17 protein-coding genes are annotated in these 14,197 nt (G+C 58.8%); 11 read left to right on the forward strand and 6 right to left on the reverse strand.

The genetic code is table 11. The features are described 5' to 3' along the window. Window positions 1-28 precede the first annotated feature (28 nt). The 11 genes from BUE92_RS11930 to sctU are packed head-to-tail and all read left to right on the forward strand — an operon-like array spanning window position 29 to window position 10,171. Window positions 29-1,084 (forward strand): TyeA family type III secretion system gatekeeper subunit, encoded by a 1,056-nt coding sequence (locus tag BUE92_RS11930; RefSeq protein WP_073523861.1) that lies wholly within the window; start codon window positions 29-31, stop codon window positions 1,082-1,084. Next, window positions 1,081-3,174 carry a type III secretion system export apparatus subunit SctV gene (gene sctV / locus BUE92_RS11935; RefSeq protein ID WP_073523863.1) on the forward strand — a complete coding sequence of 698 codons (2,094 nt, stop codon included), beginning with the start codon at window positions 1,081-1,083 and terminating at the stop codon, window positions 3,172-3,174. Before BUE92_RS11930 ends, sctV begins: the two co-directional genes overlap by 4 nt. 37 nt (window positions 3,175-3,211) lie before the next feature. Further along, window positions 3,212-4,117, forward strand: a complete 906-nt coding sequence (locus BUE92_RS11940; RefSeq protein WP_073523864.1) for an FHA domain-containing protein — start codon at window positions 3,212-3,214, stop codon at window positions 4,115-4,117. Continuing rightward, window positions 4,114-5,472 (forward strand): FliI/YscN family ATPase, encoded by a 1,359-nt coding sequence (locus BUE92_RS11945; RefSeq protein ID WP_073523865.1) that lies wholly within the window; start codon window positions 4,114-4,116, stop codon window positions 5,470-5,472. The genes BUE92_RS11940 and BUE92_RS11945 overlap by 4 nt, the downstream gene beginning before the upstream one ends. Continuing rightward, window positions 5,459-5,887 (forward strand): type III secretion system stalk subunit SctO, encoded by a 429-nt coding sequence (sctO, locus tag BUE92_RS11950; protein ID WP_073523866.1) that lies wholly within the window; start codon window positions 5,459-5,461, stop codon window positions 5,885-5,887. The genes BUE92_RS11945 and sctO overlap by 14 nt, the downstream gene beginning before the upstream one ends. Continuing rightward, window positions 5,884-6,339 carry a type III secretion system HrpP C-terminal domain-containing protein gene (locus BUE92_RS11955; RefSeq protein ID WP_073523867.1) on the forward strand — a complete coding sequence of 152 codons (456 nt, stop codon included), beginning with the start codon at window positions 5,884-5,886 and terminating at the stop codon, window positions 6,337-6,339. Before sctO ends, BUE92_RS11955 begins: the two co-directional genes overlap by 4 nt. A gap of 2 nt (window positions 6,340-6,341) precedes the next feature. Further along, complete coding sequence (locus BUE92_RS11960) at window positions 6,342-7,355, forward strand: FliM/FliN family flagellar motor switch protein (protein WP_073523868.1); 1,014 nt, start codon at window positions 6,342-6,344, stop codon at window positions 7,353-7,355. Continuing rightward, window positions 7,352-8,008 carry a type III secretion system export apparatus subunit SctR gene (sctR, locus tag BUE92_RS11965; RefSeq protein ID WP_034128098.1) on the forward strand — a complete coding sequence of 219 codons (657 nt, stop codon included), beginning with the start codon at window positions 7,352-7,354 and terminating at the stop codon, window positions 8,006-8,008. The genes BUE92_RS11960 and sctR overlap by 4 nt, the downstream gene beginning before the upstream one ends. A gap of 7 nt (window positions 8,009-8,015) precedes the next feature. Next, window positions 8,016-8,279 (forward strand): type III secretion system export apparatus subunit SctS, encoded by a 264-nt coding sequence (gene sctS, locus BUE92_RS11970; protein ID WP_034128097.1) that lies wholly within the window; start codon window positions 8,016-8,018, stop codon window positions 8,277-8,279. Between the two features lie 9 nt (window positions 8,280-8,288). Continuing rightward, window positions 8,289-9,077: a type III secretion system export apparatus subunit SctT gene (gene sctT / locus BUE92_RS11975; RefSeq protein WP_073523870.1), complete on the forward strand. Its 789-nt coding sequence runs from the start codon at window positions 8,289-8,291 to the stop codon at window positions 9,075-9,077. Continuing rightward, window positions 9,074-10,171 carry a type III secretion system export apparatus subunit SctU gene (sctU, locus tag BUE92_RS11980; RefSeq protein WP_073523871.1) on the forward strand — a complete coding sequence of 366 codons (1,098 nt, stop codon included), beginning with the start codon at window positions 9,074-9,076 and terminating at the stop codon, window positions 10,169-10,171. The genes sctT and sctU overlap by 4 nt, the downstream gene beginning before the upstream one ends. On the opposite strand, the gene BUE92_RS11985 is transcribed toward sctU, so the two are convergent. The 6 genes from BUE92_RS11985 to sctL form a co-directional block, all read right to left on the reverse strand. Then, a complete protein-coding gene (locus tag BUE92_RS11985; RefSeq protein WP_073523872.1) occupies window positions 10,172-10,537 on the reverse strand; it encodes a transcriptional regulator in 366 nt (121 codons plus the stop codon). It abuts the gene before it with no gap. Next, on the reverse strand, window positions 10,534-10,737 hold the full coding sequence (hrpT, locus tag BUE92_RS11990) for an HrpT family type III secretion system protein (protein ID WP_054897139.1): 204 nt from the start codon (window positions 10,735-10,737) through the stop codon (window positions 10,534-10,536). The genes BUE92_RS11985 and hrpT overlap by 4 nt, the downstream gene beginning before the upstream one ends. Beyond that, window positions 10,734-12,872 (reverse strand): type III secretion system outer membrane ring subunit SctC, encoded by a 2,139-nt coding sequence (sctC, locus tag BUE92_RS11995; protein WP_073523873.1) that lies wholly within the window; start codon window positions 12,870-12,872, stop codon window positions 10,734-10,736. The genes hrpT and sctC overlap by 4 nt, the downstream gene beginning before the upstream one ends. 14 nt (window positions 12,873-12,886) lie before the next feature. Next, on the reverse strand, window positions 12,887-13,276 hold the full coding sequence (locus tag BUE92_RS12000; RefSeq protein ID WP_073523874.1) for a type III secretion system chaperone: 390 nt from the start codon (window positions 13,274-13,276) through the stop codon (window positions 12,887-12,889). Between the two features lies 1 nt (window position 13,277). Further along, a complete protein-coding gene (locus BUE92_RS12005) occupies window positions 13,278-13,496 on the reverse strand; it encodes a hypothetical protein (RefSeq protein ID WP_073523878.1) in 219 nt (72 codons plus the stop codon). 105 nt (window positions 13,497-13,601) lie between these two features. Next, on the reverse strand, window positions 13,602-14,174 hold the full coding sequence (gene sctL, locus BUE92_RS12010) for a type III secretion system stator protein SctL (protein WP_073523882.1): 573 nt from the start codon (window positions 14,172-14,174) through the stop codon (window positions 13,602-13,604). Window positions 14,175-14,197: the final 23 nt, after the last annotated feature.

Raw genomic sequence — 14,197 nt, forward strand, 5'->3', positions numbered from 1 at the left:
GACACTCTCTTCCTGTACTGGCCTGCCCATGAAAGTCGAATCTACCAACGAAGTGCCAATGACCCCGCGGGTGGAACTCCCCACCGCTAGCCTGGCCGCCAAACCTGAGCCAGGCCAAGGTATCGATGATCTTTACCTGCACTTTGGTCGGGAGGTGGAATCCAGCAGCCGTACGTTGGATAAGCGCAAAATTGGCGTGCGTGTGCCTCCCGTTCAGGCGTTCTCGCAGCTCTATGAGCAGTTGGGGCATCCGGCCCAGGAAAGCTTCGCCGCGGCCGCACGTCGAATCAGGCTGCAATTGCTCATGCAACCCAGCATCGATCAATTGGTGGAGGCCACTGGCGGTGATCCGGCGCGTACCTTCGTGGTACTCAAAGCGGTGTGCGAGCAGGCTGAGTCCGACGTGCGCAACTCCGAAGCCGACCTGGCGCGGGATGCGATTGCCAAGCTGGAGATCCGCTTCAAAGGGCAGATCCAGGCGGGCCTGAATATTGCCATGGCCTTGCATAAGGCGGGTGGCGATCCAGAAGAGCGCCAGGCGCTGCGCACGCTCTACTACGCCAGTGTGGTGACACGGCAATCCCTGGCGACAATGATGCACGCGCTGCTGGGCATCTACGGTGACGACCGTTTTGCACATGGGTTGAACACAATGTCCAGCGCCCTGACGGCCGACATCGCCGCCCATGTGTCCTCCGTTCCTACGGCAATGTTGCGCACCTTGCTGGTTGGCCTGCGCAGCTGCGGTGCACTGAGCGGGGTGTTGTGCAGCTGTCGTGAGCTGGTTCAGAACCTTGCAATCGAACTGCATGCGGTAAGCCTGCTGCAACGCCTGCTGGGTTATGCAAACACCGGCATCGTGACAAATGAAATCATGCGTCTGGCCGAAGATATGGGGACCTGCACATCAAAACTCGTGTCTCTCAATGCGCTTTATAAGCTGTTTCAAAAGTTGCCCGAGGCCTTGTGGCCGGATAGCAAATCACGCCAAGAGGCGCTGCACAATTTTCTGCTGGTGATGGACGAGCTTGCCCGCCTCGAAGGCATACGCCCTGGTTTTCCTAATCCGACTATCCTGGCGTGAGCGTGCTGTCCACCCTCAACGGTGTACTGCTCAAGGTGGCGCAGCGTGCCGAGGTCTTGGGCGCCGTGGTGGTCATGGCCATTGTGTTCATTTTCATCGTGCCGCTGCCTACCTGGCTGGTGGACATTCTGATTGCGCTGAATATCTGTATTGCCTGCCTGTTGATCATGCTGGCGCTTTACTTGCCCGGGCCTTTGGCGTTCTCTTCCTTCCCATCGATTTTGTTGCTGACCACCATGTTTCGCCTGGCGTTGTCGATCGCAACGACGCGCTTGATCCTGCTCGAACAGGACGCCGGCGATATCGTTGAGGCCTTCGGCAATTTCGTAGTGGGCGGCAACCTGGCTGTTGGGATGGTGATCTTTCTGATCCTGACCCTGGTCAACTTTCTGGTGATCACCAAAGGCTCTGAACGGGTTGCCGAAGTGGCGGCGCGCTTCAGCCTGGACGCAATGCCGGGCAAGCAGATGTCCATCGACAGTGACTTGCGTGCCGGCTTGATTGACGGCGTACAAGCGCGGGACAAGCGTGAACAGTTGTCCCGCGAGAGTCAGTTGTTCGGGGCCATGGATGGCGCCATGAAATTCGTCAAGGGGGATGCCATCGCGGGGTTGATCATCGTTGTGGTCAACCTGTTGGGCGGCTTCTCCACTGGTATGTTCCAGCACGGCTTGAGCGCCGCCGATTCAATGGCGCTGTATTCGGTGCTGACGATTGGCGATGGTCTGATTGCGCAGATTCCGGCGCTGTTGATCTCTCTCACCGCCGGCATGATCATTACCCGCGTGGCACCGGAAGGGCGCAAGGGCATCACGAACATGGGCGCCGAGATCGCACGCCAGATGACCAGTGAGCCCAAGAGCTGGATGATCGCCTCGGTGGCCATGCTGGTGTTTGCAATCGTGCCTGGCATGCCGACCCTGGTGTTTATTCTGCTGGCGATGATGACCGGCGCCTTGGGTTATTACCTCGACCGTCGGCGCCGACGTGAAGCGCAGCCAGAAGCCGAAGCCGTCGAAGCCGTGCGGCCTGAAGAAAATGGCAAAGAGGATCTGCGCGGGTTTGATCCGTCCCGGCCTTATCTGTTGCAGTTTCCCTCGGCTTTGCGCGGCACGCCTGAGGTGACCGATCTTATTCACGGAATCCGTCAGGTTCGAAATTCCCTGGTTGCCAATATCGGCCTGACATTGCCGCCGTTTGAGGTCGAGATCGATGACTCGCTGGACGATGATGAAATGCGCTTCTGCGTCCATGAAGTACCGATGGTCAAGGCTTCAGTGGTCCGGCGCGTTGCCGTGGAGCGCAGCGCCCTGACGGTTGAGCCTGAGCATGGCATACCGGGATTGGCCGAGCGCAATGAACAGGATTGGCTCTGGCTGCCGCCTGACGACCCACTGCTCAATGACGCGCAGTTGGAGCGCTTCACGGCGACGAGCCTGATCGTCGAGCGCATGAAGAAAGCGATGATGCTCAGCGGGCCGCAGTTCCTGGGGATTCAGGAGAGCAAGTCGATCCTCAGTTGGCTTGAGAACAATCAACCCGAACTGGTGCAGGAACTGCAACGCATCATGCCAATCTCGCGCTTTTCGGCGGTGCTGCAACGCCTGGCCAGCGAAGGGGTCCCGCTGCGCGCCGTGAGGTTGATTGTCGAATCGCTGATCGAATACGGCCAGCACGAACGTGAGCCGGAAGCACTGGCTGACTATGCGCGCATTGCCCTCAAGTCGCAGATCTACCACCAGTACAGCGAGGCCGATGGGCTGCATGCCTGGCTGTTGTCACCGCATACCGAAAACGTCCTGCGCGAGGCGCTGCGCCAGACCCAGACCGGGGTGTTCTTTGCACTCGACGGCGACAATAGCGCTGCGCTGGTCAACCTGCTCAACCAGGCCTTCAGCGCACGGGCAAAAATAAAAAGTGTGTTGTTGGTGGCGCAAGATTTGCGCAGCCCCTTGCGAACCTTGTTGCTTGAGGAGTTCAACCATGTGCCGGTGTTGTCTTTCGCCGAGCTGGGGAGCAATTCCAAGGTCAAGGTGCTGGGGCGTTTTGACCTTGGCCAGGATGAGTTGATGCACGGGACATTGGCATGAACACAGCGCTACTTGCAGAGTACGGGGGGACGTACTGATGTTCGAACTCCGAGTGTTGGATGGTTTGCATCAAGGGGCCGCGCTGCCTCTGTTTGGTGAGCAGTGGAGCCTTGGCGCCAACGCGGACGCTGATCTCCTGCTGGATGATCCAGGTATCGCCGAGCACCACGCGCGCCTGCTATTGCTCGAAGGGCGCTGGTCGGTGCAGGCTGAAGCGGGGCTGCTGAAAAACGGCGATGGGCAAATGTTGGCGCAGATCGGTGATCTGGCACTCAACACGCCGTTTATGATTGGCTCCGTCAGCTTGTGTGTCTGTCCTGCCGATCATCCTTGGCGGCAGGCATCGGTGCTCAAGCCGCCCCGGCCGGCAACGGAGCCCTTGCCCCAGGCGCCATTGCCGCTGACGCTGTCTTCTATTCCCTTGTTGCAGCAAAAACGCTTGGTCAGCCTGGTTCTGCTATGCGCCGTGATCATCGCTGCGGTCGGCATTATCTTCAGCGGTGAGCGTGAGGCCCAGGCATCGCTGATGCCGGCGGTCATTCAGAAACCTGGGTTGGACTCACCCGCTGAGGTGCGCCAGCAACTCATGAAGATGCTCAACGAGCGCGAATTGCTCCAGCGTGTCAGCTTACAGATCGTCAATGGTCAGATTGCCCTCAATGGTGTTGTTTCCCAGGATGAAGTGGAACTGATTGCGCGCATGCTCGACCGTTTTGCCGAGCAATTCGACACTGTGGTGCCGGTGATCAGTCGCGTACGGGTACGCGAAGGCAGGTTACCGTTCAAGATCTTGCAGATAGTGGGCGGTCCGAATGGCCACGTGGTGCTGGAAGAAGGAACCCGCTTATTCGTCGGTGACGAAGTGGATGGCCTGCGCCTGGTTTTGATCGATAACAGCAAAGTGGTTTTTGACGGTGAGCAACGTTATGAGGTGGGCTGGTGACGGGGTCGCTGCAGGAGCGTCTGGACGCCTGGCAACTGAACCAGTCACAGGCGTTGAACAGCTTCGCACCGGTGACAATGCTCGGTCGTATTCAGCGCGTGAACGGCATGCTGTTGCAATGCCGATTGCCGCAGGCCCGTATTGGTGACCTATGCCAAGTCGAAAAAGCGCCGGGCGACTACATGCTCGCCGAGATCATCGGGTTCGATCAGCGCGATGCGGTGCTCAGTGCCCTGGGCAATCTTGAAGGTGTGCGTGTAGGCGCCAGCGTCGAGCGGTTGGGGGTTCCGCATCAGGTTCGGGTCGGTGATGAGTTGTTGGGACAGGTGCTGGATGGTTTTGGCCGCCCGATTGCGGGCGATGGGGTGAGCGCGTTCGTGGAAGCGGACACCCCTGGGGCGACCACAGTGTTATGCGAGGCGCCTCTTCCTACCGAACGGCCGCGGATCAACCGCGCACTGGCTACGGGGGTGCGCTCGATTGATGGCCTGATGACCCTGGGGGAGGGCCAGCGTGTCGGGCTGTTTGCCGGAGCCGGTTGTGGCAAGACCACCTTGTTGGCCGAAATCGCCCGTAACGTGGAGTGCGATGTGATCGTATTCGGTCTCATCGGGGAGCGGGGCCGGGAACTGCGCGAGTTTCTCGATCATGAACTGGATGAGCAGTTGCGTGCCAAGGCCGTGTTGGTGTGTGCAACCTCCGACCGCTCAAGCATGGAGCGCGCGCGTGCCGCGTTCACGGCAACTGCGCTGGCCGAAGGTTTCCGGCGTAAGGGCCAGCGGGTGCTGTTGCTGATCGACTCTCTGACCCGTTTTGCCAGGGCCCAGCGTGAAATCGGCCTGGCTGCCGGTGAACCCTTGGGGCGCGGTGGTCTGCCGCCGTCGGTCTACAGTTTGCTGCCACGTCTGGTGGAGCGTGCCGGCTTGACCCGTGAAGGCGTGATCACGGCCATCTATACAGTGCTGATCGAACAGGACTCCATGAACGATCCGGTAGCGGATGAGGTGCGCTCTCTGCTCGACGGTCATATCGTCCTGTCGCGCAAGCTGGCCGAGCGTGGCCATTACCCGGCGGTCGATGTCCTGGCCAGCCTTTCGCGGATTCTAAGCAATGTTGCCGAGCCCGCGCATATCCGTGCCGGCACGGCGCTACGACGCTTGCTGTCGGCTTACCAGCAGATCGAGCTGATGCTCAAGTTGGGGGAATATCAGCCCGGCAACGATGCACTCACCGACCTGGCAGTAGACAGTCGGCAGGCGGTAGATGGCTTTCTGCGCCAGGATTTGCGCGAACCTTCGCCGCTTGCCGCCACCATGGATCAATTGGCTGAGCTGACCGCCCATGTCCCATTCTGAAGTGTTACCGGGTGAAATCGATACCCTGCGACGTTTGCGCCGACACCGTGCTGACCGCGCCGAGCGTGCACTGCGTGAGGCAAAACGGGCGCAGCAAGCGCTGGTCGCGCATATCCGGGAGGCGCAGGAAATCCTCGAGCAAACCCGCCTGGAAGAGGCCCGGCAATGCGCGCAGCTGTTGAGTCAGCACCAGGGGCAGGTGGTGACGTTCAAGGCGCTGAAAAACTGGAGTGCCAAGGAGCGGCAATTATCGGCGGGTACCCGGCGTGAAGAAGGCCAATTGTTGCAACTCCAAGAGCAGCAGCAAGAGAGGGCTGCACAGGTCGGCCAGGCGCAGAAACACGTCACCTTGTGCTTGCGCCAGGTAGAAAAAATACACGAATTATCTGAGTTACTGAGGCAGGAGCCGATATGAAACAGGTTTCAGTTAGTCCGCCTGAACGTCAGCGTCCGCGCGAGTCTCGCGATGATCGTGCACCTGAATTCGGTACCCTGGTGCCTTGGGAGCAAGGGCGATTGTTCGCCCGGTTGTTTGACGATGGGGGCCAGGACAGCGGGGGATATGGAGCGTCTCTGAACGGAATCAAAGCCTCGGGCGATGTCGCCATGATAGAGGCACTGACCGAGCAGTTGGCGCCGCGAATGCTCGTCGGTTCGCAATGGCCGTTGATGGCTGTTTTTCACCTGGGCCGCCTGGGGCGGATCAACGCCAGTATCCGCCGGGAGCAGGGGATCTGGAATGTCGAACTGCACGCAGAGCAAGACAATACGGTGCACTGGCTCAGTGGTGTACGCCAACAATGTGAGCAACGGTTGGCGCAGAGCCTGCGCCAGCCCGTCAGTTTGTATCTGACAAAATCGACGTAGGCATGATGCTGCCACCTCTGATATTTCCCACATTCAAAACCGATATTGCGGTTGCCCGGCAGCGGTTGGGGCAAGGGTTGTGTATGCCGTTCGAGGTCGCTGGGTCGAGTGGCGAGTTGAGAATGGAGCCTGGTACTGCCCCTGTGGGCATCCAGCCGCTCTGCTTCGAAACCGCCTGTGGAGTATTGGCCTTCAGTGAGCCAGGACCACAGTTCAGCTTGATGGGTGAATGCCCGGTGACGTTCGCGCAGGCCGGCAACGATCCGGACGCCTGGTTCTGGGAGTTGTTCCAGCATCATCTGAGCCCTCAGGTGCAGGCGTTGTTTGGTTTCCTGCGTTTGCTGCCAGGCACTCGTCCTTTGAACTTTGGTTGTCGACTCTGCGTGACGCTTGGCGCCTCTCGCGTCGCGGGCTATCTGTGGCTGTCTGTCGAGAGCTTTCTGGCGCTATGCAAGGCGGGGCCGTGGCGGCCCAGGGCTGAGCCAATGCCGGCGCAGTTTCGGCTGGCGGTTGACGTAACGCTTGGGCGCCTGCGGTTGTCCATGCACCAGCTGCGCGGCTTGCGGCCTGGTGACGTGCTGGTACTTGAACAAGCCTTTTTCAGTGCGTCGGGAACCGGCCACGTGCAGGTTGGCAAACAGCGCCTGGTGGGCTGGATCGACGCTGGATCCGGGCCGATGCGCCTGACCCTTACTTCTATCGAGGATATGTTTGTGGATGAGGATTTTGCAACACAGCCCTACTCAGAGCATGAGGATGAAACAGCGGTGATGGATGTGTTCGGGCATGAACCATTCGACGAGCTGAGCATGGCGCTCAATGTACGGTGCGGTACGCTGAACCTGACCCTCGGCGAGTTACGCAACCTTGCGCCCGGCGCGGTGTTGGGGGTCGCCGGCTATGCCCCCGGCACTGCCGGCCTCTACTACGGCGACCGCCCCCTCGGCCTGGGCCAGTTGGTTGAAGTGGACGGGCGGCTGGGGCTGCAGATGTCTCGCGTGATCTTTTCTCGATGAATAGTTTCCAGGGAATAGATCCGGTAGTCCTGGCAATATTTCTTGGGGCATTGTCGTTGATGCCCATGCTGTTGGTCGTCTGCACGGCGTTCCTGAAGATTGTGATTGTGCTGATGATCACCCGCAATGCCATCGGTGTGCAGCAGGTGCCTCCGGGCATGGCCATCAATGGTATTGCCCTGGCGGCAACCCTGTTCATCATGGCGCCTGTAGGCTATGAGATGGCCGAGATCGTCAAGGTGTCGCCCCTGGACCTGACCAGCGTAGGCGCACTCCAACAGACGGGAATGGAGGCGATCAAACCATTGCGCACCTTCATGCTGCGCAACAGTGACCCGGATATTCTTACCCACCTGTTGGAAAATGCCATGCGCATGTGGCCAGCTCAGATGGCGCAGGAGGTCCAACGTGAGGACCTGATCCTGCTGGCGCCGGCCTTTGTGCTGTCACAGTTGCAGGCGGGGTTCGAAATCGGCTTCCTGATCTATATCCCTTTCATCGTGATTGACTTGATTGTTTCCAATCTCCTCTTGGCGCTGGGTATGCAAATGGTCTCGCCCATGACCATTTCCCTGCCGCTCAAATTGCTCTTGTTCGTGATGGTCTCCGGTTGGTCGCGGTTGCTCGACAGCCTGTTCTTTTCCTATCTCTGAGTGACCTATGGAACCCATCGTACTGTTCAAACAGGGCATGTTGCTGGTAGTCATGCTGACGGCGCCGCCGCTGATCGTGGCGGTGGTGGTGGGGGTCATGACCTCCCTGGTGCAGGCGCTGATGCAGGTACAGGACCAGACGTTGCCCTTCGGTATCAAGCTGGTGGCAGTGGGGATCACCCTGATCATGACCGGTCGCTGGATCGGTGTGGAGTTGATCCAGTTGATGAACTTGACCTTTGACATGATCGGTCGATCGGCCCTGCACTGAGGTCTGCCTGTGCTGTTATATCTTGAGTATTTGCCCACCCTGCTCGTCGCCATGGCGCGTATCTACCCCTGCGCTTTCCTCGTGGCGGCATTCTGTTTTCAACATATACGCGGCATGCTGCGGCACACCATTGTGGTGGTCATGGCGCTGCTGCCTGCACCTGCCATTCATGTCATGCTGGAGGGCCAGGAACACTCGGCGCTGATGCTCGCAGGGCTGGTCCTCAAAGAGTTGGCCCTGGGGTTATTGCTGGGCGTGTTGCTGTCGATGCCGTTCTGGCTGTTCGAGTCGGTCGGGGCGTTGCTGGATAACCAGCGGGGCGCTTTGGCCGGTGGTCAGCTCAACCCCTCGCTTGGGCCAGACGCGACACCGGCCGGGCATCTGTTCAAGCAATTGGCGATTTTTTTGCTGATGGCCAGTATGGGCCTTGGGGCGTTGACGCAGGTGATCTGGGACAGCTATCTGCTCTGGCCACCGACGGTGTGGTTTCCACTGCCCGCTGCCGATGGGTTCGATGTATTTGTCGGCCTGCTTGGCGATACCTTCACGCACATGATGCTCTACGCTGCCCCCTTTATTGCAGTGCTGCTGTTGCTGGAGTTCGGCATCGCGCTGCTGGGGGTCTACAGTCAGCAATTGCAAGTGAGTACGCTGGCGCCGCCCCTCAAGAGCTTGGCGGGTATCGGTGTGCTGTTGTTGTATTTTGCGTTGCTGCAGGACCTGATCGTCGGGCGCATGGGCTTGCTTAAAGACCTCAAGCACTCCCTGGGTGTGTTTTTCAAGGTCTCGCTGTCATGAGTGATTCGGGGGAAAAGAAGCACCCCGCATCAGCCAAGAAGCTGCGTGATCAGCGTAAGAAAGGCCAAGTCGCCCAAAGCCAGGATGTGGGTAAGCTACTGGTGCTGACAGCCATCAGCGAAATCGCCTTGTTCACCGCCGAGAGCAGCCTGCAACGTTTCCAGCAGTTGATGCTGCTGCCGATCACGCGTCTGTCCTTGCCTTTTCCGCAGGCGCTGGAAGAAGTGATGGTCGAAGGTTTGATGTTGTTTTTCTCCTTCGCCCTGTTGATGGCCGCGGTGGCGATTATCACGAAGCTGGTCAGCAGTTGGATGCAGTTCGGGATTCTGTTCGCACCGGACGCCTTGAAGCTCGACTTCAATCGTCTCAACCCGCTCAGCCAACTCAAGCAAATGTTTTCTGCCCAGTCGGTAATGAACCTGTTGATGAGCATCGTCAAGGCAACACTGCTGGGCCTGATCCTGTACGTGGTGATCTGGCCTTCCCTGGGGGCGTTGATCAATATGGCCACCAGCGATCTGCAAAGCTACATCCTGGGATTGATCGCCCTGTTCCGCTATCTGCTGCATGCCTGTCTTGGGTTATTGCTCGTGCTGACGCTTATCGACCTGGCGATGCAGAAATACTTCTTTGCCAAGCGCATGCGCATGACCCAGGTCGAGGTCGTGAAAGAGTACAAGGACATGGAGGGCGATCCCCACGTGAAGGGGCAGCGCCGCGCCCTGGCGCAGCAATTGGCCCAGGAGGAGCCGAAGGTCAAGCTGCCCAAGCTGGAGGAGTCCGATATGCTGGTGGTCAACCCGACGCACTTTGCCGTGGCCTTGTATTACCGCTCCGGCAAAACGCCGCTGCCCCTGCTGGTGAGCAAAGGGACTGATGATGACGCCCGTGCCTTGATCGCTCGCGCCAAAGCGGCTGATGTACCGGTGATCCAGTGCGTGTGGCTGGCCCGTACGCTGTATACGAATAAGCTGGGGGCGACAATTCCTCGTGAAACCCTGCAGGCCGTGGCATTGATCTACCGCACCCTGCGCGAGCTTGATGATGAGGCCAAGCGTGAAACCCTGGAATTGCCGGAGCTTGATCTGCGTTGATCAGCGCCGGGTACGCGCATCCAGGGTTTCAAGGTTGGCCAACGACAACATTCGGCTGAGGAGCCTGTCGAGCAGGTTGGGCTGTGGGGGCAGTGCATGCCAGATCACCAGCGCGTCCTGTGTGTCAATGTAGATAAAGCAGCCATCGAATGCCACGGCTTGCTCGAAACGCCGCTCCAGCGCGTTCTGCAATTGTGAAGCTTGCAGCGCCTCGCGAGCCACGTGCAGGGCCAGACCCTGACGGGTTCCGGCTTGCATGCTGCTGGCTGTTACCCCCGGGCCAAGCGTCAGGTGGGCGGCAGAGCCGCCCACCAGGCTGTCGAGGAAGACCTGGCGTTCATCGGCCGGGGTTCCTTGGGTGCTCATCGTTCCAGCGACACCGTCTGATAGTCCGGACGTTCTCCGGCAGGGCCGGGTTCGACGCGCGTTTGTGAAGGCCACCAAATCACCAGCTTGTCCTTGGACGATTGCGGACGTGAGCAGGAGTCGCCCTTGCAGGTGGGTGTACAACCGGCGACGAGCAGCGCCGCGCCGATCAGGGTGACGTACAGCGAGCGATGTTTCATGGCTTGGCCTTTTGGGTTGGCGTGATCAGGGAGGGACGGGGCACGCTGATGTGTTCATCCTTGACCACCGGGCGCATGGCGATAAACACCTCTGCTTCCTCGCCCGGCTTGAGCCAGGCGCGGGGCCAGACACTCACGGCCAGGGTTTGCGAAGTACTGCATTCCTTTTCGTCGATACGCACATTGCGATTGAACTGGTTGCGCAACACCACCACGGCTACGTTGTACTGCGGGCCGGCGTACCACTGGCTGCGCTCGGTGTTCAGCGCCAGCAAGTTGCGGGTACTGCACAAGGTGTTCAGCCCCATGGGCATCGGCGCTACCTTGAAGGCTTTGGGCACTTGCCCGGTGACCAGGTGCGCCAGGGTACTGATAATGTCGCTGCGCTTGATCACTGGCTGGTGAGGGTCATAGCGCCTTGCCAGGGGGGTGAGAGCGGCTTGCAATTCGACCTGGTCTGCCTGGGGCAGGTAGCGTGACGGGTCGGTCTGGTCGCCGATAACGCGTGGCGTGAGGATGAATAGACGTTCGCGCCGATTGTTCTGTCGTTCAGTCGAGGAAAACAACGCCTTGCCCAATAGCGGAATATCCCCCAGCAGGGGTACCTTGCTGTGCTTGTCGGTGCTTTCGGTGACGTGGAAACCACCGACCACGAGCGAGCGTTTTTCGGCCATGATGGCTTGGGTGCTGACTTTGCCTCGGCGTACATCGAAGCTGCCGGGAGTAGGGTTGGCCTCTTCGAAGTTACCGTCCTCGATATCTACCAACAGCTGGATCTGATGGCCACCACGGCTCGTGATGACGCGGGGCACGACCTGGAAGCTGGTACCCACGGTGATCGGTAAAATCGTAGCGTTCTGCCGACCGCGAGTCAGGTATTGGGTCCGGTTGAAATCAATTACCGCTGGCTGGTTTTCCAGTGTCAGGACTGACGGATTGGACACCATGGTTGCCAGGCCCTTGGCTTCCAGCGCGCGTATCTCCGCGTCGAAACGACCGCGGTTTTCAATGGTCAGTTGAGCGTTGCCGGAAATCATGTTGGCTGCGCCACTGAAGCGACTGTTCTGAAAGCCCCATCTCACCCCGAATTCGCGCAGCTGCGTGCGCTCGATGTCGAGGATGATGGCATCGATTTCCACCAGTTTGCGTGCCACGTCGAGCTGGGTGATCAGTTCGCGGTACATTGCCTGCCGTTCCGGCACGTCATAAATCAGGATGGCGTTATTGCGCAAGTCGGCTTCGACGCGGATACGGGCAGGGCTGAGGGGGGCACGCCGGGTGATTGACATGCCCGTATCGGTCGAGTCGTTCAATCCGGTTGTCGCCGTGGAGCCGAGCATTTGCCCCAGCAACGGGTTGCTCAAGCGTGGAACCACCGGAGTGATGAACGGGGGCTGGGTGATGGAGCGTTGAGACTGCGCCGAAGACGTTGAGGGTGAGCGCGGTTCCAGGAGCCCTCGTAGCATGGTGGCTACACCGGGGATGATGATTTTTTCGTTGCGGTATTCCATTTGGCGATCCGCCGCGCTGGCGAATTTCAGTGGATAGCTCAACACGCTCTGTTTTTCATCCGTAGCACGGCGCTGGCTGCTGAAGCGCTTGATCTGTTCGATATAAACCTTCGGGCCGGAGACCAGCACAACACCGTCTTCCGGCAACTCGCCCCAGCCGAAACGACTGTCGAGCAAGCCTATATCGGTCAGCGCTTGTTTGAGGTCCGCGATGGTCTCGGAGGAGACTTCCAGGCGCGCGGATTCTTGCTGGTCCAGAGTGCTGATATAGAGGGTGTTGTTATACATATACCATTGGAAACGGTGTTCGACCCCCAACCGGTCGAGCAATGATTGCGGCGTATTTGCGCGTATCTTGCCGTTGACGTTACCTTCGAGCAGGCCCTCGACCTGGAGCTGAGTACCAAATGTCTGGGCAAAGTCCTCCAGCACTTCGCGCACTGGCTTGTGCTGGGCTTCATAAGCGTAGGCCGTGTTCTTCCACTCAGGAGGGATTGCGGCCAGCGCGCTATCCAGTGGTAGCAGCCACCCAGGCAGCATAATGAGCCAACACCAGGCGGCGCGGTGAGTAAAAGCAGGTACGTGAGGGCGCAAGCGTTTGTGCTTGTCGTTTTTATCAGGCATGGGAAAGTCTCTGGTTAGTGCGGTGTCGAGCGCAGCGACGTGGGTATGAATGTGCGTACAGGCCGCGCCTGGCGCGCGACCATGGCGCGCCAGGTGTCGCGTTGGTTGAGGAGGGACTCGAGACACTTCGCCAGCTCTTCGCCGTGCCCCCTCTCCACGCATTGAATAAGCCAAAGCGCACCGGTGGTCGGCGCCAATGCAACTGCACCGTGAAAATAGCTCAGGCTGGGGCCTCCCAGGCGCATCCAGGTACGCAGTTGGGCTTTGTCTTCGCCCGCCTGGGTCAACTGGACCTTTACCAGCAGTCTGTTCGAAACGCGTTGAAAGATGATTTCGTCGTCGCTCTCAAACAAGGTGAGCTGCTCTTCGTGGCCATTCAGCCAACCGGCAAGGAGTGCTTGCAACTTATTGCACGCCATCCAGCGCTGTTTTGAGCAGTGTATGCCTGGAGCGCGTGTGTTCGTTGAACGCGATGACAGAGAGCTTCTGTTGTTTCATGAGGTTGCTGAAGTAATCGATATCTGCATCGAGCGCTTCCGGATCTTTATAGGCAGTATTCACTCGCTTGATATCAGTCTGAACTTGCTTCAATAGATGGTTTTTCAGGTTTCCGTAAAAGTCCATGATTTTTACTCCAGATGTGTCTGAACTGTGTGGCGGGTTGTTTGCCATCAGTTCCATCGACAGAGAGTTTTTTCAAAGATATCGCCTGTCTCTATCGCTATGTCCCTATTCGCTTGTAAACAAAATTTTTCGCATCGAGGCCCAGTCGATACGAAAATCGCCTTCATCTGTTTCCAGTAGCAGCGATTGAGGTTTGACCTGGTCATCGGGGCGAAGCTTCCAAGGTGTAGAGCCCAGCCGGGCCAAGGCTTGGGCTATCTGCTCATGCTCGAGCGGGTGGCAAACCAAGGTTGCCTTCATCGGTGGAATTTGCGTTGCTACCAACTGTTTGACCAATGCCGAAAGGCGCTTTGGGGGAGGCACTTCTTCCAACAGGCAGTGGAAGGCTCGGTTGGCGATGGATGTTGCGTAGTGTTCGAGGTTGTCACACATCGCCTTGCGTTGGCGCTCCCACGCGCTGAGTTGCGCGTGGGCGCGTGACCAGAAGTCGAGACGGGCCTGCTCAAGCATTTCTTCACGATGCTCAGCCGCCTGGCGCAGCAGCTCTTCAGCTTGGGCCCGTGCGCTATCTAGCAACTGCGCGGACTGAAAGCAATCGGCGAGCATTTCCCGGGAAATCAATACGTTTGGCTGCCCGGAAACACCGTTGTGCAATTCGATTTTGCGTAGGGTCAACATAGACAATGCTCTGGCTTGTTGCA

The sequence above is a fragment of the Pseudomonas fluorescens genome (genome assembly GCF_001902145.1).
In the GTDB taxonomy this organism is placed as follows: Bacteria; Pseudomonadota; Gammaproteobacteria; order Pseudomonadales; family Pseudomonadaceae; genus Aquipseudomonas; species Aquipseudomonas fluorescens_BV.